The following is an 18,839-nucleotide window of genomic DNA, read 5'->3' as shown; positions in this document are numbered from 1 at the left end:
TGGCTGGCACCCGCGACCGCTATCCGCGTTATTTTTGATTCGCGCAGATATCCCGGTAGGGGAAGTCGGGGACGTAGTATTTCCATTTATCGGGAGTAAGGCTGGCGTGACTGAGGGAGCAGGTGATGCGAACAGGATCTTCGCGCACTTCCGCTAGGGGAGATGTATCCCATAGCAGGAGTGTCCCGTTGTTCTCGTTGTAATCGCTGCTGGCCAGCATCTTGCCGTCGGGAGAGAACGCCAGTGAAACCGCCCAACTAGGCCCCAGAAGGAGGGGATGGCCTAGCGGGCGAGTGACAGCCAGGTCGGCGACGTCCCACAGCCTTATCTCGCCGCTCTCGCCGCTCTCGCCGCTCTCGCCGCTCTCGCCGCTCTCGCCGATTCCGCTGTGACTGGCGCTGGCGAGGGTCCTGCCGTCTGGAGAGAAGGTCACCGACGTCACCGAGTCGACATGGCCGGTGAGGGGTTGGTCGAGCAGGCGGGGAGTGGCCGGATCGGTCACCTCCCACAGCCGCACCATGCCTCCATCGCCGGTGCTGACCAGAGTGTTGCCATCCGGAGAGAATGCCACCGACCATACAGGCCCGTAGTAGCCCGAGAGCGGTGGTCCGAGCGGGTGGGGGGCCGTGGGGTCGGTGATGTCCCACAGCCGTACCTCGCCAGTGTGTTGACTGGCGCTGGCACTGGCGAGCGTCCTGCCGTCCGGGGAGAAGACCACCGATTCCACGAAGCCACCCGTGTCGCCGGGAATGAGGTGCTGACCGAGGACGCGGGGTGCGGTGGGGTCGGTGATGTCCCACAGCCGCACGGTGTTGTCATCACCCTCGGTGGCGACGCCGGCCAGCTTCTCCCCGTCCGGAGAGAACGTCACCGGGCCGGAGACGCCGGTGAGGGGTGTTCCGAGCGGGCGGAGGGCCATGGGGTTCGTGACGTCCCACAGCTGTACCTCGTCTGCCTGTTGACGGGTGCTGGCGAGTGTCCTGCCGTCCGGGGAGAAGAGCACCGATTCCACGAAGCCACCCGTGTCGCCGGGAATGAGGTGCTGACCGAGGACGCGGGGTGCGGTGGGGTCGGTGATGTCCCACAGCCGCACGGCGCTGTCATCACCCTCGGTGACGACGCCGGCCAGCATCTCCCCGTCCGGAGAGAATGCCATTGGCCCCAACGGGCCAGTGGCGACGCGGCCGAGCGGACGAGGGATCCCCGGGCTGGTCACGTCCCACAGCCGTACCGCGCCGTCGCCGCTGGCGTTGGCGAGGGTGCCGCTGTCCGGGGAGAACGTTGCCGATCCCATCCAGCCAGTGTGATCGGTAAGGGCCTGGTCGAGGAGGACGGGGCTGGCTGGGTCGCTGACATCCCACAGCCGAATCTCGCCCGGTGTGGTGGCGCCGCCACCGCCGCTGGCCAAGGTTCTACCGTCCGGGGAGAACACTATCGAATCCACCAGGTGGTTCGTCGGGAGCTGGCTGAGTAGGCGGGGGGCGGCCGGGTTGGTCACCTCCCACAACCGCATGGCCCCCTCTCCATCGTCACCGCCGCTGGCCAGGGTTCTTCCGTCTGGCGAGAACGCCAGTACCGCATAGTGCTCCTGACTCGTGTTGCCTGCCTGGGTGATCTGCCCGAGTGGGTTGGGGGCGGTGGGATCGGTGATGTCCCACAGCCGTAGCGTGCTGTCGATACTGTCGGTGCCGACACGGCCAGCCAGGATTTTTCCATCTGGGGACAGCGCCACCGACCCGTTCACGTTGGCGAGGGGCCGACCGAGTGGGTGGGGAGTGGTGGGATCGGTCACCTCCCACAGCTGTACCGTCCCATCGTCCTCCCCTCCGCTGACCAGAAGTCTTCCGTCCGGAGAGAACGCCAGCGGGCCTGCGGTTCCGGCGAGTGTCGGGCTGAGTGGGTGGGGAGCGGCCGGGTCACTCACGTCCCAGAGCCGCACGCCACCGTCGGCAGCTGCACCAGCCAGAAGTCTTCCGTCCGGCGAGAACGCCAGCGGGCCTGCGGTTCCGGCGAGTGTCGGGCTGAGTGGGTGGGGAGCGGCCGGGTCACTCACGTCCCAGAGCCGCACCGCGCCCTCGTCTGCATCCCCCGCATCCTGGCTGTGGCCGCCTGTGGCGAGGATCTTCTTCTCTGGGGAAAATGCCACCCACGACACGTTGTGGTCGGCTTTCAACGGTTGGCCGAGCGGGACGTGACGGGTCGCGGCAATGACGGCAACCAAGGAGCCGGTGACTTCTGGGCTGGCGTTCAGGTCGTGGGCCGCGAGCGCGAGCTGGAGCGCGAGGCGGGGATCGCTGTCCTGAACCGCCCCAGCCTGGACGGACAGGCTACGGGCGACAGCGAGTAGTTGAGCGGATTGGGCGCGGTCCTGCTGGACGAACGCGAAGGCCGCGAGCGCGGTGACGAGGACGAGGAGGCCGACGAGGCCGAGGATGCCAGCGGTGCGCAGGCGGGCGGCGCGGGTGGCGCGGCGGCGGGATGCGGTGAGGAACGCTGCCACCTGGATGTGGTCGGGGGTGCGTCCACGGAGGCGGCCGTTGATTTCGGCGAGTCGGGCGCCGCTGTAGAGAACGCCGAGATTCGTTCGCCAGGCCCACAGCCGCCGGCGGGCCGGTCTGGGGCTGGTCTGCTGGAGGTGCCAGCGGGTGGCGTCGGGCTCGATCTCCTGGGTGATCTCGACGAGTTCGCGGTCGCCGCTGATCCATTCGGCGAGGCGGGGCCAGCCGCCTACCAGTGCCTCGTGGGTGATGGTGACCGAGTCGTGGTCGACGGTGACGAGATGGGCGCGTACGAGCTGGTCCAGGGCGTGGCGGGCCGCGGTCGGGTTGTCGAGACCGGCGAGGAGGTGGGTGGTGTTCAGCCGGCGACGGGTGAGGTCGCTCGCGCGGATCAGGGCGAGGAGGATGAGCCGGGCTGCTGCCTGCTGTTCGCCGGTCAGGTTGGCGTAGGTGGTCTCGGCGGTGTCCCGCAGGGCGCCTTCGATGCCGCCTGTGTCGCGGTAGCCGGTGATGGTGAGCCACCGGTTGGTGCGGCGGCGCCAGGTCTCGCGCAGGGCGTGCGCGAGGAGGGGGAGCTTGCCGGGGTCGTAGCCGCCGTCGCGGCCGGTTCCCAGCTCGGAGAGGATCAGGTCGGCAAGCCCGGGCTGCACACCCAGGCCCGCGGTGCGGGCGGGTTGCTCGATGACGGCACGGACCTCGTCGCCGGTCATCGCTCCCAGGACGAGGGCCTGGTCGCCGAGGGCGTGCGCGAGGGCGGGTACCGCGGCGGCACGCTCCACGAAGTCGGCGCGCAGCACCGCGACCGTGACTCCCCGTGGCCCGTGGCCGTTCGTGCCATGGCTGATGGCGGCGAGGGCGTCGAGGAACGCTCCGCGTCTCTCGTCGGATTCGCAGAGGGTGAACAGTTCCTCGAACTGGTCGACGACCAGCACCATCCTGGCCGCATCCGTCGCATCCGACTCGCTGCCAGCGGCGTGGCCGGCCCGTCTGTCCAGAAGCCGGTCCGCCACCTCACCCACCATCGCCTCGATGTCGGCGGTGGTGCCGGCGAGCCTGCCGGCCAGGGTCGCGGGGTCCAGGCCGGCGGGTCCGGCCAGCACGCGGGCGAGGGCCGCGACGGGGTCGTCGCCGGGGGTGAGGACGAAGTGTGGCCAGCGGGCCGACGCGCCGTCGGCACCCTGACCGCGCCGCAGCGCGGGCAGGAGCCCGGCACGGACCAGCGATGACTTTCCCGACCCGGACGGGCCGAGGACGAACAGCGGACCGCCCCCGTCGACGGCGCGGTGGGCCACCCGGTTGACGAGGTCGGCGACGGCGGTGTCGCGCCCGTGGAAGAAGCGGGTCATGGCCGGGCCGAAGGTCTCCAGACCTGGGTACGGCACGACTGGCCGGCCATGAGGGTCGAGGAGCTCCTGCCCCGGCGGCATGATCTGCTGCGGGACCGTGGGTGGCTGGTAGGCCGGATTGGTGGTGAGGAGCAGGTCACCGATCTGGCCTACAGACCAGTACATCGGTGTGGGCAGGCCCTGTTCGGGCAGGGCGCGGGTCAGGTGGCGGACGAGCTGGTCGAAGGTGATGTCCGGCCCGCTGCCCGGATCGCCGTCCCGCAGCAGGTCGATCGCCGCGCCGGTGAACGCCGTGGTCGTCGCTCCTGGGGGAGCGTAGGACGCGACACCGCGCGGCGAGGAGGCGAGCAGGCAGGAGCCGCTGCCGGCCCGGTCGAACGCGGCCGCCCACCGGCCCGCCGGTACCGCGCCTCCCGCACCGCCGGACGCGCAGGCGTCCAGGACGACCAGAATCCGGTTCGCCGCGCAGTCCTCGGTGAGGCGGGCGCGCAGAAAGCGGTAGGGCAGCGCCTGGAACTCGACCTGCCCCTGGGTCAGGTCGACCATCGCCTGGGTTCCCAGATGCAGCTCGCCGTCGGGGGACAGGGCGCCGTGGCCGACGAACCAGAGCAGGAACACATCCCCCGCGGCCCGCGCCACCCGGCTCACCGTCCGCGCCAACACGAGTGGATCTGACGGGTCGACCAGCGTTTCGATCTGTTCCGGGGCCACCCCGCACCGTGCTGTCAGCACCTGCACGAGCTGGGAGATCGTCGAGGTGACCGACGGAAGGTCGGGATACTTCGAACCCGGCGCGTGGTGACCGGTCCCGACGAGCAGCACGCGGCTACCGGGCCCGGCGAGATCTCCCGACATGACAGCCCCCGCTCGTCACGTGTCGAAAGGTGCACCGTACCGCGCCATCCAACGCCGGAAAGCCGTCCTACCACGGTGTTGTTGACCGCTTCGGCGACCGCGGGTCAGCCCCCTGCGCGGAATGCCGGCTGGCCGGGGTAGTCCTGCGCCGCGGCGCTCAACAGAGCTCGCGTACCGCCCGGCGCGCGACCCAGTTCCAGCTGGTGACCCACCTCGGCCCAGAAACTCACCGCGAACGCGCCCTCCACGAACGCGGGGAACAGTTCGGGTCGCAGCCCGGCCCGGCGCATCAACGCCGCCGCGGCCGGTGGGGAACTGTAGGACGCCGCCAACGCCTCCACCTGCACCCGCGTCAATCCGCCCGCCGCTCCGTTGCCGGTACCGGCACCGTGTACCTCGCCTCCGCCGGGAGAAGAAGCCGACTCCGCCCGGGTGATCAGGTCCTCGAAGAAGGAACGCACCGCCGGGTCCGCGAGACTCTCCGGACTCATCGACATTTCCATCTGCAGGTTCTCCAGGCGGACCAGCACCCGCACCGCCTCCGCCGACCTGCGCGACCGTCCCCAGCCCGCCAACGCCTGGTCCACGGCCCGCACCGACCGGGCAGCCGACGCCCGCAGGCTCACCACCACCGCGTCCGGCCGGGGGCCCATCTCGCCCGGCGCCGGAGGTGCTTCCCGCAGCGACACCCGGCCCCGAAGCTCCGGCTCCTCCAGGAGCCAGGACCGCAGACTCCGCAGCTGATCCCCGGCGGCGTCGCCGATCACGACCAGCTCCACCCCACCCGACGCCGCCGCGCCGCCGTCCATCGGACCCCCCGAAACCGTGCGCATACCCCCACAGCCTGCCACTCACGATCACCACACCGTCAGCCGCGGCGCGCCGAACCCGTCGGCATTCCGCCTGGGCGGGTGGAGTGGATACTGCCCTGGTGTACGGGGGTGGTGTCGCGGCCGGCCGCGATGAGCAGTGGGACTTCTTCGTGTCGTACGCGCGGGCGGACGAGGCGTGGGCCGTGTGGGTGGCGTGGGTACTGGAGGAGGCGGGATTCCGGGTTCTGGTGCAGGCGTGGGACGTCCTGCCCGGAACGAACTGGGTCGCGGGAATGGACGCGGGGGTGGCCCGGGCCCGGCGGACGGTCGCCGTGCTGTCGGCGGAATACACCCGCTCGATGTACGGAGCGGCGGAATGGCAGGCGGCCTGGGCGGCCGATCCGCAGGGCACGGACCGCCGGCTGCTCGTCCTTCGGGTGGCGGAATGTGAACGTCCCGGGCTGCTGGGTCAGGTGATGTCCGTCGACCTGTTCGACCTCTCGGAACAGGTCGCGCGGGATCAGGTGGTGACAGCGGCCCGGCGGGCGGTGACGGGCGGGCGGGGCAAGCCGGAGGTCCCCCCGCCGTTTCCGCCGCGCCCGCGGGCGGTCACGCAGCGGGTGACGTTTCCCGGCCAGCTGCCCCCGGTCTGGAACACCCCCGGCCGGCTGGCCCGGTTCGTGGGCCGCGAGAGCCAGCTCGCGACGCTGACCGGGCAGCTGGGCGCGACCGCGGTCGTGGCGTTGACCGGGCTGGGTGGGGTGGGGAAGACGTCGCTGGCGGTGGAGTACGCGCATCGCCATGCGTCGGACTTCGATGTGGTCTGGTGGGTGGACGCGCAGCAGGCGGACACGGTCCCCGCGCAGATCGGGGAGTTGGGTGAGGCCCTGGGGCTGCCGGTGGGGGCGAAGCCTCCGGAGGTGTGCTCGGAGCTGCGTCAGCGGGGTGGACGCTGGCTGCTGGTGTTCGACAACGCCGAGGACGTCCAGGTGGTGCGGCCGTACCGTCCGGCGGACGGGCGGGGCCGTGTGCTGGTGACCTCTCGGCGGCCCGGCTGGAGGTCGGTGGGCGAGGCGGTGGAGATCGCCCCCCTGGCCCGCGCGGAATCGGTGGAGCTGCTGTCCGGCCGTGTCCAGGGCCTGGACGCAGCCACGGCCGACCAGATCGCCGAGCTGTTGGGCGATCTGGCACTGGCGGTCGAGCAGGCGGCGGCGTACTGCGAGCAGACCGCCACCCCGGCGTCGACGTTCGCGCGGCAGCTCGCCGACCGGCTGGACGAGGTCATCGAGATCGGCGAGGTCGCGGAGCGGCCCGGGATCACGGTCGCCACCCTGTGGGAGTTCTCCGTCGCCCAGCTGGCCGCCCAGACACCAGCGGCGCTGGAGCTGCTGGAACTGCTGGCGTTCTGCGGACCGGAGCCGGTGCCCGTGGATCTGTTCGCCGGGCGCTCCATCCTGCTCGGCGACGGGCCGCTGGCGGCGGCCGCGGCCGACGAGCTGGCCTGGATCCGCACGGTCGGGGCGCTCGTCGCCATCGGCCTGGCCGGCCGCGACACCGCGACCGTGTCGGTGCACCGGCTGGTTCAGACGACGACCCGCCGGCGTACCTCCGACGGCCGCCGGGCGGAGGTGCTGGCGATCCTGCTGTGGCTGTTGCTGACCGACCTGCCGGACGCCCTGCTCCGGTCGCCGCAGGGCTGGCCCCGCTGGCGGGAACTGCTCCCGCACGTCCGCGCCGTTCTCGCCCTGACGCCGGACCCGGCACCCGGGCCCGTGGGTGCTGTGGCGGTGGGTGCCGAGACTCAGGGTGCCGAGACTCCGGGTGCGGTGCCCGTGGGTGCGCAGGCCGCGGCCGGTCCACCGCCCCCGGACGCCGCCCCCGAACTGTCGCTCCTGTGCGTCCAGGCCGGGATGTACCTGCGGGAGCACGGCCGGCCGGCGGAGGCACTGCCGCTGCTGCGACGCGGGCTGCGCGTGAGCGAGAGCGTCTGCGGGCCGCGGCACAGCGTCGTCGGCGGCATCCAGAACAGCCTGGCGCTGGTTCTGCTGGATCTCGGCCGCGCCCAGGAGGCGCTGCCGTTGCTACGCCGCGCCCTGGCTGTCGCCGAGGCCGTGCACGGCCCTCGTGACCCCCGTGTCGCCATCGCGCTGGTCAGCCTCGGCGGTGCCCTGCAGGATCTGGACCGAGCCGCGGAGTCGCTGCCGCTGTACGAGCGTGCTCTCGCCATCGACGAGGCCGCCTACCCGCCCCACCACCCCGAGATCGGCACCGACCTGAACAACATGGGCATCCTGCTGCAGAAGCTGGGCCGCCACCAGGAGTCCCTGCCACTCATCGAACGTGCGCTGGCCATCGCCGAAGCGGCCCACCCCGCCGACCATCCCGAGATCGCGAGCCGACTGAACAACCTTGCCTGGACGCTGCAGCACCTGGGCCGCCCCGAGGACGCACTGCCGCTCTACCAGCGAGCCCTGAGTCTGGCCGAGACCGTCTACAGCCCCGGGCATCCTGTTGTCGCCAGGCGGCTGAGTAATCTCGCGCTGACCGAACGCACGCTGGGCCGGACCGGGCAGGCGGTGCGGACGCTGCGCCGCGCCCTGGCCATCGCCGAAGGCGCCTACCCGCCGGACCATCCCGACGTCGCGATCCTTCGCCGCAATCTCGAGGCCGCCCGGGACGCCGATCGCGGGTGAGCGCACCGTGCGCGAAGTCCGCACCGAGCTCTTGACCATACACATGTCTAACTATGTATGGTGCGGCCTCCCACGGTGTTCAACCGTCGGCGCTCGACGGAGTTCAGGAGCGGCCATGTCGGTGCCAGCGATGTTCGTCAGTGGTCCATCGGAATGGTGGCCCACCCTTTTAGGGGTACTGCATGAGCGCCCCCTGTAGCGCCGCCTTCCGGGCGCTGGCGGAAAAGCTCGGCGGTATCCCCTGCGACCCCGACCCGGTTGCGAGCCTGCGGTCACCCGCTGATCTGGCGAACTGGACCCTGCCGGTCATCGAGATACTCATGATCGGTGGCGCGGTGCTCGCCCTCGCGCACGCCGCGCGGCATCGCCGCCGCACCGGGAACCCCGCGTATCTGGCGTTGTGGTTCGCCCCGATCGTCTACGCGCTGGTCATCGAACCGCCGTTGTACTTCCCCGAGCAGTTCGGCATCGACGACCGCATCGACCTGATCTTCGTGCACAACGTGTTCACCGTGCAGTTCATGTTCGACCGGCTGCCGCTCTACATTCTCGCGGTGTATGTCGCGGTTCCGTATCTGGCCTGCGCTCTCGTCGACCGGGTCGGTGTTTTCGACCGGCGTGGGCGGCTGGTCGGCGCGATCTGCGTCGGGTTCGTCCACCAGTGCTTCTACGAGATCTTCGACCACATCGGGCCGCAGCTGCGCTGGTGGGCCTGGAACCCGGACGCCGCCACCAACGAGCCGGCCCTCGGGTCGGTGCCGCTGTCGAGCACGGTGATCTTCGGCCTGGTGGGGCCCGCGATTCTCGCCTTCCTCTGGCGCGCGCTGATCGCCGAGCCGGCCGGACGTCGCACCCTCGGCAGCCCCGGCCTGGTCGGGCGGGTGGTCGCGGTCGGTGTGCTCACCCCGGTGCTGCTGCCTGTCGCCGGTGCGCCGCTGGGCTACCTGACGACCGCGGAGCATCCCAACCACGCGCTGATGGCGGCCGTGTTCGGCGTGATGCTCGCGGCCGCCGCCGCCGTCGCGCTGCCGGCGCTGGCCCCGGCCCGGCGGCGCCCGCCCCCCGCGGCTCCCGTGTCCCCTGAGGTTCCTGCGGCTGAGGATCCCGCGGAACCAGCAACCCCTGCGGCCCCGGCGGATCGTTTCGTGAACGGCTACGCCGTGCTGTACGGAACGATCTACCTGGCTGTTTTCGTCGTGCTGTGGCTGACCGCCCTGCCGGATCTGCTCTCCGCCCATGAGGGTGTGACCGACGACGGCACCCCGATCGGCAACCCGTACTACGCGCTGGGCTGTGCCGCGGTGTGCGTCTGGGTGGTCGCGCTGGCCGCCCGGAACACCCGTGGCGCCATGTCGGCGCCCACCACCGAAAATGTTCGCGAGCTTCATGAGCTTCGCGAGGAGGAGCAGGAGGTGGCCGGAAATGGCCAATCTTGAAGTTCGTCGGATTCCGTTCGCGTTCGACGACACCGTTCCCTTCCACTGGCAGCCGTCCGCGCCCGACGTGGCGGTCATGCTCAACGCGATCGGTGTGCTGGCGGTCGCGTTCGAGAAGCACATCGTCGCCTCCACCCGAATCGCCATTCCGCTCATCAGGGACAAGGCGGTCGCCGCCGAGGCGGAGGCGTTCCTGCGTCAGGAGGCCCAGCACGCGAACAGCCATCGCAAGCACCTGGCCGCACTCACCCTGAGCCATCCGGGCCTGCAGGGCGTGGTCGACAGGGCGGTCGAACGGTTCGACGCGCTCTCCTTCACCTCCCTGCAGTACCAGCTCGCCTACACCGCCGCTCTCGAGGCGACGTTCACGCCGACGTTCAAGCTCTTTCTCGACCACGAGTCCGAGCTTTTCCGGCCCGGTGACGAACGGGTGGCCTCACTGTTCCTCTGGCATTTCGTCGAGGAGGTCGAGCACCGCAGCTCCGCCCTGGAGATCTACGACGCGGTGGTCGGCAAGCCGTGGTACCGGACGATGGTCGCGCCGAAGGTGTTCCGGCACGTCTTCCAGACCTACTTCCAGATCATCGAGGGCTTCGTCGAATGCGTGCCGGGTGTGCGCGAGGCGATGACTCCGCCGGTCGAGAAGAAGGAAGGAGGCCGGGTCGCGCAGCTGCTGGGCAAGGCACTGGGCGGCGGGCGCCGGTCGTCGCTCTACGACGTGGCGTCGACCCGCGAGCTGCTGACGACGATCTACCGCCTCGGGCTTTCCCAGGCCCCGTGGCACAGCCCCGCCGGGGAGCCGCTGCCCGTCTTCGCGGGCCGTTGGCTGGACGCCTACAAGGCCGGTCGGGACCTCCAGCTCTGCTATTCGGCGGCGGCGGTATCCGCCTGACGGTCGCGGGCGCCGTCGCGGGCGTCGACGGGGTCGAGGACCTCATCGTTGTCGAGGACCTCGTCGTGGTCATGGAGCATGACCACGACGAGGTCCTTCCACATGGCCAGGTGCGGATCGTGGATCGGGTCGCGCTGGTCGAACGTGTAGGTGAGGGCCAGCCCTCGCATGCTGCTGACCAGCAGCTCCCGCACCTGGGGATAGCGTGGGTGGCCGGTGTAGTCCGGCCCGAACATGGCATCGACGCCGTCGCGCACGATCGTGCCGAGGTGCCGTTCGACCGGCCGCAGCGCCACCGCGATCTCGTCGTGGGTCCGCGCCGCCGTCCACAGCTCGAGGGCGGCCCACCAGTGCGGTTCGTGGAAGGTCGTCCACAGCAGCTCGACCATGCGGGTCAGCCGCTGCGGGCCGGCGGGGTGGGTGCGGGCGATCTGTTCGGCCGTTGCCGCGGTGCTGGCGATCCGCCGCCGGGCCAGATGCTCGGACGCGGCGACGAGCAGCGCGTCGCGGGAGGGGAAGTGGTGGAGCAGCCCACCGCGTGAGATGCCCGCCCTCGCCTGGATGCGGGGTGTGGTCGCGCTGGCGTAGCCGCCCTCGATCAGGCAGTCGACCGCGGCGTCCAGGATCCGGTTGCGGCTGTCCTCGCGCTGCTCGTCTCGACGGGCGCGGTAGCTCAGCTCTGCCTCGCTGGTCAACGGTCCTCCCGTGCGGCGGCGTGCGTTCGTCGCGCCCGCTCTCCCGAGCATGCCACTCATCGTCTTCCGCCCTCCGGGGGCGTCAACGCGCCGGGAAGGCGGCCGAGTTGGGCCACGTCCGGGGTCGGCTGTCGCGGTCACCGTCAGACTTGACGGTGACGCTACCTCACCGTCAGCATTGACGGTGACGGTCGAGCGGCCAGTGCCGCCGACCCCCACCGCCACTCGTCGGCGGACCCCAACCTCGACCGAGGAGCAGCGCATGCCGGATGCCGTGATCGTGGAGGCCGTACGTACCCCTGTCGGGAAGCGCAACGGCGGGCTCGCCGGAGTGCACCCGACGGACCTGTCCGCGCACGTGCTGCGTTCGCTGGCCGCCCGGGCCGGGATCGACCCGGTGGTCATCGACGACGTGATCTGGGGCTGCGTCTCCCAGGTCGGTGAGCAGACCCTGGACATCGCCCGCAACGCCCCGCTGGCCGCCGGCTGGCCCGAGTCGGTCACCGGGGTGACGGTGGACCGGCAGTGCGGCTCGTCCCAGCAGGCCGTCCACTTCGCCGCCGCCGGGCTGATCGCCGGCCACTACGACATCGTCGTGGCCGGCGGCGTCGAATCGATGAGCCGGGTCCCGATGGGCAGTTCCTCGCTGGGCCAGGACCCGCTGGGCCCGGACTTCCACGCCCGTTACGGCCCGGACTCCCCGAACCAGGGGATCGGCGCCGAGATGATCGCGCAGCGGTGGGGCCTGAGCCGCACCCAGCTCGACGAGTTCTCCCTCGCCTCGCACGAGAAGGCGGCCGCGGCCCAGGACGAGGGCCGGTTCGACGCGCAGATCGCCCCGGTGACCTTGCCCGACGGCACCGTGATCAGCCGCGACGAGGGTATCCGCCGCGGCGGCACGCTGGAGACGCTGGGCGGACTCAGGACCGTGTTCAAGCCGGAAGGCGGCGTCGTCACCGCGGGGAACAGCTCGCAGATCTCGGACGGGTCGGCGGCGCTGCTGATGACCACCAGCGAGACGGCCCGTGAGCTGGGCCTGACCCCGATCGTGCGGGTACACACCGCGGTGCTCGCCGGCGCCGACCCGGTGATCATGCTGACGGCGCCGATCCCGGCCACCCAGAAGGCACTGCGCCGTTCCGGGCTGCGGCTGGACGAGATCGGCGCGTTCGAGGTCAACGAGGCGTTCGCGCCGGTGCCGCTGGCCTGGCTGGCCGACCTCGGCGCCGACGCGAAGGCGCTCAACCCGAACGGCGGAGCGATCGCGCTCGGCCACCCGCTGGGCGGCTCCGGTGCCCGGCTCACCACCACCCTGGTCCACCACATGCGGGACAACGGCATCCGCTACGGGCTGCAGACCATGTGCGAGGGCGGCGGCCAGGCCAACGCCACCATCTTCGAGCTGCTCTGAGCCGCTTGAGCCGTGCTGAGCGCATCGAGCCGTCCGAGCGCCTCATCCGTCCGGCGTCGTCCGGCTGCACCGAAACAGCAACGTCGTGAAATCAGAGTCTGAAGGGAACAGCAGTTGAACATCACCGACTCGGTCGCGCTGGTCACCGGCGGAGCCTCCGGCCTGGGGCTGGCGACGACGGAGAAGCTGCTGGAGGCCGGCGCCTCCGTAGTGATCATCGACCTGCCGGGCTCCGACGGCGCCGCGGTCGCGGACAAGCTGGGTGAGCGGGTGCGGTTCGCTCCCGGTGACGTCCGCAGCGAGGCGGACGTCACCGCCGCACTGGACGTCGCTGCCGAGCTCGGCACCCTGCGGGTCGCGGTCAACTGCGCCGGCACCGGCAACGGCATCAAGACCGTGGGCAAGGACGGCCCGTTCCCGCTCGACCAGTTCCAGCGGATCATCGACATCAACCTGGTCGGCACCTTCAACGTGGTCCGGCTCGCGGCGGCGCGGATGGCCGCTGCCGAGCCGCTCGGCGAGGAGCGCGGCGTCATCGTGAACACCGCGTCGGTGGCCGCGTTCGAAGGCCAGATCGGGCAGGCCGCCTATTCGGCCTCGAAGAGCGGCGTGGCCGGGATGACCCTGCCGATCGCCCGCGACCTGGCCAGCCTGAAGATCCGGGTCATGACGATCGCCCCCGGCCTCTACGACACCCCGCTGCTGGCCACCCTGCCCGAGGAGGCCCGCGCCTCCCTGGGCCGCCAGGTGCCGCACCCGTCGCGGCTGGGGAACCCGGTGGAGTTCGGCGCGCTGGTCGCCCACATCGTGTCCAACCCGATGCTCAACGGCGAGGTGATCCGCCTCGACGGCGCCATCCGGATGGCACCCCGCTAGGCATCGGCCGCGAGGGCTGAAGCGGCGAGGGCTGAAGCGGCGAGGGCTGAAACGGCGGCGGCCGCCAGGCGCGCCGCCGTTCCTGTCGATTGCCGTCGGGCAGGATCTGCGGTTGCTGTCGGGCAAGATCTGAGGATTTTGGTCGTGAGGACGACCAAAATTCCTCTTTCTTGCGGATTACCAAGGGGCTCTCCGCCCCTTTTGGGCCCTTTGCCGGCGGATTTCTGTCGCTGTCCGGCGGCCCCGGATCCACGAGGACGCCCGGTGCCCGACCGGTGGCGACGCGGTCGTCAGCTGGTGGGATCGATGAGGCGGGCCTGGTAGGCCATGACGACGAGCTGGGCGCGGTCGCGGGCGCCGAGCTTGGTCATCGCCCGGTTGACATGGGTCTTGGCCGTCGCGGGGGAGAGGAAGAGCCGTTCGGCGATCTCGTCGTTGGTCAGGCCTTCGGCGACGAGCCGCACCACCTCGGTCTCCCGGTTGGTCAGCCCGTCCAGCGTGCCCAGAGCGGGAGTGCTGGTCTGGCGGGGCCGGGCGATGTAGTCGGCGATGAGCTGGCGGGTGGCCAGCGGTGAGAGCAGTGCGTCGCCGTGCGCCACCACGCGCAGCGCGCTGACCAGCTCCTCTGGTTCGATGCCCTTGCCGAGGAAGCCGCTGGCGCCGGCGCGCAGCGCCTCGAAGACGTACTCGTCCACCTCGAAGGTGGTCAGGACCAGGACGCGGGTGTCGGCCAGCCGCGGGTCGGCGGTGATCGCCCGGGTGGCGGCGATGCCGTCCAGTTCGGGCATCCGGATGTCCATGAGCACGACGTCGGGCACGAGCTCGGTCGCCAGGCGGATGGCCTCCGCGCCGTCGGCGGCCTCACCGGCCACCTCCATGTCGGGGGCGGCGTCGATGAACACTCGGAAGCCGGCCCGTACCAGCGGCTGGTCGTCCGCGAGCAGCACCCTGATCAATGTTCGGCTCCCGCGGCTCTGACGGCGTCTGTGGTCCTGACGGCTTCGGCGGCTCTGACAGCTTCTGGCGCCACGACAACAGTGGACTCCACCACGGTGCGGCGGGGCTGGCGGGGGTCGTGCTCGTCGAGCGGAGGCGGAACGGGCAGCCGCGCGAGAACCGTGAACGCCCCGTCCGGGGTGCGGCCGGCGCGCAGCCGCCCGCCGAGCGCCGCCGCCCGCTCCCGCATCCCGGTGATCCCGTGCCCGGCGGTGGGGCCGGTCTCGACGATGTCCCGCTCGATCGACCCGAAGTCCGCGAGGCGGTGCGCGATCTGCCCAGCGCCGGCCCCACCCCCGGCTCCTGCTCCAGCACCAGCACCGGCAGGTCCAGTCCCGGAGCCGGCGTCCGCTCCGCCGCTGCGGATCTGGATGCCGAGCTCGTGCTGCCCGTAGGCGAGGCAGAGGGTGGTCGGGGCGCCGCGGGCGTGCTTGTAGGCGTTGGTGAGGGATTCCTGGACGATCCGGTAGGCGGCCAGGTCGATGAGCACCGGCAGCTCCCGGGGCTGGCCATCGCGGTGCAGTTCGAGTGGCAGGCCGGCGGCGGCGAAGCCGGCGGTCAGCTCGTCGAGGTGCTCCAGCCCCCGCACCGGGCCGGACAGGCTCGGCTCGTCCGGGTCGCGCAGCACCCGGACGAGGGAGTTCAGCTCGTCGAGCACGGTGCGCCCGGCCTGTCGGACGTGGCCGAGCGACTCCTCGGCCTTGTCGGGGTCGACGCGCAGCACGTGGGCGGCGACGGCGGACTGCACGTTGATGAGCACGACATGGTGGCCGACGACGTCATGCAGCTCGCGGGCGATGCGCAGGCGCTCCTCGGCGACCTGGCGGCGGGCCTCCTGCTCGCGACCCAGCTCGGCCCGGATGGCACGTTCCTCCACGGCCGCGATGTAGTCGCGCCGGCCGCGCACCGAGTACCCGGCGACCGTGGACAGGCCGATCCAGGTCCACAGGGGCACGATCTCCTTGAGGGCCGGCCCCTGCAGCAGGCTCAGCAACGACATGGTCAGCCCGGCGGCGAGCGCACAGTACCAGGCGGTTGCCCCTGGCCAGCGTGATGCGGTCGTGTACAGCGCGGAGCCGACCGCCAGTGACAGCACCGGGGTTTCCTGGCCCGTCACCGAGCCCACGACGATCAGCGCGGTGATGACTGCGACCACGGCCACGGGCCAGCGGCGGCGGGCGAGCAGCGCCAGTGCGGCGAGGGAGCTCAGCAGGATCGAGAGGGCGGTGAACTCGCCTGCCTCGCCGTCCTGGGCGGTGAGGGTGACCGTGGTCCCCAGACCGAAGACGACCAGCGAGACCAGAACGTCGAGGACAGCGGGACGGGACCGGAAGAAGCCCCGCACCGCCAGCCATTCTGGCGAGAGTCCGTCAGACACCGTCTCAACTGTAGCCGGGAGCGGCCGGGTGTCGACCCACGGTGATGGTACCCCGGTGTACCACGGCTGCGGTACACGGGCGGCTCCCGGCGCCGCGGCTGCGGTAGCGCGAAATGTCCACGCTGGCTGGATGTGCTCACCGCCCGTCGCGACAAGAGTTGAGGCATGGCATTCCACCTTCAACGGCTCGGGCGTTTCGCCTTCCGCCGCCGCGGACTGGTCATCGCCCTGTGGATCGGGGTTCTGGCACTGAGCGGCATCGGCGCGGCGACCCTGTCGGGCCCGACGTCGAACTCGTTCACCCTGCCGGGTACCGAATCCCAGCGGGCGGTGGACCTGCTGAAGGACCGGTTCCCAGCCATGCAGGCGGATGGCGCGGTCGCCCGGATCGTCTTCGCGGTGCCCGACGGGCAGAAGCTCACCGACCCCGCCTGGCGGGCCGCCGTCGCCGACGTCGTCGACGACTTCACCGGCGGGGCCGACGTCGCCTCGGTCACCGACCCGTACGCCAACCAGCTTTCGCAGGATGCCACGGTCGGCTACGCGCAGGTCAGTTACACCGTGGCTTCGGCTGATCTTTCCGACGAGGCGAAGGACACCCTCGAACACGCGATCGACACCGGCCGGGACGCGGGCCTGACGGTGGAGGCTGGCGGTGACGCCGCCGAGGAGGCCTCCCACAGCGGCGCGACCGAGCTGATCGGGCTCGCCGTCGCCGCGGTCGTCCTGGTCATCACGTTGGGCTCGCTGGTCGCCGCGGGCCTGCCGCTCCTCGTCGCGATCGTCAGCGTCGGTATCGCGATGACCGCGATCACCGCCGCGACCGGCTTCATGGAGCTGTCGTCGAACACCTCGACGCTCGCCGTGATGCTCGGCCTCGCCGTCGCGATCGACTACTCCCTGTTCATCATCTCCCGCTACCGCCAGGAACTGGGCCGCGGTCTCGACCGTGAGCATGCCGCCGGGCGGGCCATCGGCACCGCCGGGTCGGCTGTCGTGTTCGCCGGGCTGACCGTGGCGATCGCGCTGGTCGGGCTCGCCGTCGTCAACATCCCGTTCCTGACCGAGATGGGCATCGCGGCCAGTGTCGCCGTCCTGCTCGCGGTCGCCGTCGCGCTGACCCTGGTGCCCGCCATGCTCAGCGTGGCCGGGCGGCGGGTCCGTCCCCGCGCCGAGGCCGCCGCCCAGCACCGGCCGGCCGACACCACCCGCACCCGCCGCTGGGCGTCCTGGGTCACGCGCCACCCCGCGGCCGTCCTCGTCGGCACCGCCATCGGTCTCGGCGTCGTGGCCATCCCGGCCCTCGACCTGCGCCTCGCGCTGCCCGACGAGGGCACCTCGGCGCCCGACACCTCGGCCCGCAAGGCCTACGACCTGCTGTCCGCCGATTTCGGCGCCGGCTTCAACGGCCCCCTCACGATCACCATCGACACCCGGCCCGCCGGCGGCGATTCCGCTGATGGTGCCGCCGCTGATGGTGCCGCCGCCGGGGCGGCAGCGGACCCGGCCGCGGCCGCGGCCGCCGTCGCGAACAGCATCTCCGGGCTCGACGACGTCGCCAAGGTCACCCCGGCGACCGTCAACCCCGCCGGTGACACGGCGGTGTTCAGCGTCATCCCGAACTCCGGCCCGGCGGCCCAGGAGACGTCCGACCTGGTCCGCGCGATCCGCGGCCTGCCGCAGCCGGCCGGTGCCGAGGTCGCGGTCACCGGTTCGACCGCGCTGGCGGTCGACATCACCGACAGCCTCTCCGACGCGCTGGTGCCCTACCTGATCGTCGTCGTCGGTCTGGCAATCATCCTGCTCTGCCTGGTCTTCCGTTCGATCCTGGTCCCGCTCACGGCGGTCGGCGGATTCCTGCTCACGGTCGTCGCCACTCTCGGCGCCACCGTCGCGGTCTTCCAGTGGGGCTGGCTGGACGGCCTGATCGGCATCGAGGGCCAGACCGGGCCGATCATGAGCCTGCTCCCGCTGCTGGTCGTCGGCCTGGTGTTCGGCCTCGCCATGGACTACCAGGTCTTCCTGGTCACCGGCATGCGCGAGCAGTACGTCCACGGCGCGCACCCGACCAGTGCGGTCATCAACGGCTTCGACCACGGAGCCAGGGTCGTCATCGCCGCGGCCATCATCATGATCAGTGTCTTCGCCGGGTTCATCCTCACCCCGGAAGCGCTGATCAAGCAGATGGGCCTCGCGCTCGCTTTCGGGGTCGCCGTGGACGCCTTCCTCGTCCGCATGACGATCATCCCCGCCGTGATGGCTCTGCTCGGCCGCTCCGCCTGGTGGCTGCCGCGCCGGCTCGACCGCATCCTGCCCAACGTCGACGTCGAAGGCGCCAGCCTCGACGGAGCCGGAGCCGGAGCCGGAGCCGGAGCCGGTGCCGGAGCCGGAGCCGGAGCCGGAGCCGGTGCGCAGCAGCTGCCCGGCCCGCGTCACGGCGCGGAGAAGCCCACCGGTTCCGCCGCACCCGCCGGTTCCGCCGCCGGTTTCGCCGAGGAACGGGACGAACTCGTGGCCACGGGCCCGCTGGCCCGCGGTCGACACTCCGACTCCTGACCGCGGGCCCACCGCACGTGCCCCGCGCCGCGGCACACAGCCGGCGCGGGGCACGCCCGTCCGTCGCTGCTCCCGAGCAAGGGTCGCCAGGCCGCTGCGCTGGCCTCCACGGATGCAGGGAAAAATAGGGCCGGGTCGCCTGGTAAGCCGGTGATTCTGTGATGCCGGTGAGCTCGTGAAGCAAGGCTGGCGATGGAGGCCGGTTCCGGGACTACGGTTTGTGCCATGGCAGCCGCCCCTGGCGGCTGCCGGGAGCACGTGTGTCAGATTCGCCCGTTCCCTGGTCTCTCCAGGCGACCCGATGTCCACCGATGGTCATCGGGTCGAAGGGGGCGGCGTTGGGCCGGCAGGACGTCAAGGACGAGGTCATCTACCTGCGGGCGGCCGGCCTGGAT

The 18,839-nt window shown here is 71.3% G+C and carries 11 protein-coding genes; 6 read left to right on the top strand and 5 right to left on the bottom strand.

Features of this window, described 5'->3' with window-relative positions; genetic code table 11:
* Positions 1–28: 28 nt before the first annotated feature.
* Together AWX74_RS22975 and AWX74_RS22970 are read right to left on the bottom strand one after the other, a co-directional pair.
* Positions 29–4,699, bottom strand: coding sequence for a caspase, EACC1-associated type (locus tag AWX74_RS22975; protein WP_091280677.1), 4,671 nt, complete (start codon positions 4,697–4,699; stop codon positions 29–31).
* 104 nt (positions 4,700–4,803) lie between these two features.
* Entirely contained in the window at positions 4,804–5,532 is a 729-nt protein-coding gene (locus AWX74_RS22970; protein WP_131799517.1) for an effector-associated constant component EACC1, read from the bottom strand.
* Positions 5,533–5,615: 83 nt separating this feature from the next.
* Here AWX74_RS22970 and fxsT point away from each other — a divergent pair, with 83 nt between their 5' ends.
* The 3 genes from fxsT to AWX74_RS22955 all read left to right on the top strand — a co-directional run bounded on the left by fxsT (position 5,616) and on the right by AWX74_RS22955 (position 10,532).
* On the top strand, positions 5,616–8,204 hold the full coding sequence (fxsT, locus tag AWX74_RS22965; protein ID WP_091280670.1) for an FxSxx-COOH system tetratricopeptide repeat protein: 2,589 nt from the start codon (positions 5,616–5,618) through the stop codon (positions 8,202–8,204).
* Positions 8,205–8,386: 182 nt separating this feature from the next.
* Entirely contained in the window at positions 8,387–9,640 is a 1,254-nt protein-coding gene (locus AWX74_RS22960; protein ID WP_091280666.1) for a DUF7802 domain-containing protein, read from the top strand.
* The gene (locus tag AWX74_RS22955) at positions 9,627–10,532 is read left to right on the top strand and encodes a metal-dependent hydrolase (protein WP_091280663.1); all 906 of its coding nucleotides are present in this window, start codon (positions 9,627–9,629) and stop codon (positions 10,530–10,532) included. The genes AWX74_RS22960 and AWX74_RS22955 overlap by 14 nt, the downstream gene beginning before the upstream one ends.
* Here AWX74_RS22955 and AWX74_RS22950 read toward each other — a convergent pair.
* On the bottom strand, positions 10,505–11,227 hold the full coding sequence (locus AWX74_RS22950; RefSeq protein ID WP_193209848.1) for a TetR/AcrR family transcriptional regulator: 723 nt from the start codon (positions 11,225–11,227) through the stop codon (positions 10,505–10,507). The genes AWX74_RS22955 and AWX74_RS22950 overlap by 28 nt on opposite strands.
* Positions 11,228–11,489: 262 nt before the next feature.
* Between AWX74_RS22950 and AWX74_RS22945 the strand changes: the two genes are divergently transcribed.
* The gene (locus AWX74_RS22945) at positions 11,490–12,638 is read left to right on the top strand and encodes a thiolase family protein (protein ID WP_091280656.1); all 1,149 of its coding nucleotides are present in this window, start codon (positions 11,490–11,492) and stop codon (positions 12,636–12,638) included.
* A gap of 114 nt (positions 12,639–12,752) precedes the next feature.
* A complete protein-coding gene (locus AWX74_RS22940) occupies positions 12,753–13,514 on the top strand; it encodes a 3-hydroxyacyl-CoA dehydrogenase (protein WP_091280653.1) in 762 nt (253 codons plus the stop codon).
* A 290-nt stretch (positions 13,515–13,804) separates the two neighbouring features.
* On the opposite strand, the gene AWX74_RS22935 is transcribed toward AWX74_RS22940, so the two are convergent.
* Complete coding sequence (locus tag AWX74_RS22935) at positions 13,805–14,470, bottom strand: response regulator (RefSeq protein WP_091280651.1); 666 nt, start codon at positions 14,468–14,470, stop codon at positions 13,805–13,807.
* On the bottom strand, positions 14,467–15,888 hold the full coding sequence (locus AWX74_RS22930) for a sensor histidine kinase (protein ID WP_131799516.1): 1,422 nt from the start codon (positions 15,886–15,888) through the stop codon (positions 14,467–14,469). Before AWX74_RS22930 ends, AWX74_RS22935 begins: the two co-directional genes overlap by 4 nt.
* 165 nt (positions 15,889–16,053) lie before the next feature.
* Here AWX74_RS22930 and AWX74_RS22925 point away from each other — a divergent pair, with 165 nt between their 5' ends.
* Complete coding sequence (locus AWX74_RS22925; RefSeq protein ID WP_091280645.1) at positions 16,054–18,444, top strand: MMPL family transporter; 2,391 nt, start codon at positions 16,054–16,056, stop codon at positions 18,442–18,444.
* Positions 18,445–18,839: the final 395 nt, after the last annotated feature.

Origin of the sequence: Parafrankia irregularis (genome assembly GCF_001536285.1) — a bacterium.
GTDB classification, from domain to species: Bacteria; Actinomycetota; Actinomycetes; order Frankiales; family Frankiaceae; genus Parafrankia; species Parafrankia irregularis.
Note: the sequence above shows the minus strand (reverse complement) of the source record. Positions and strands in the feature narration are given on the sequence as shown.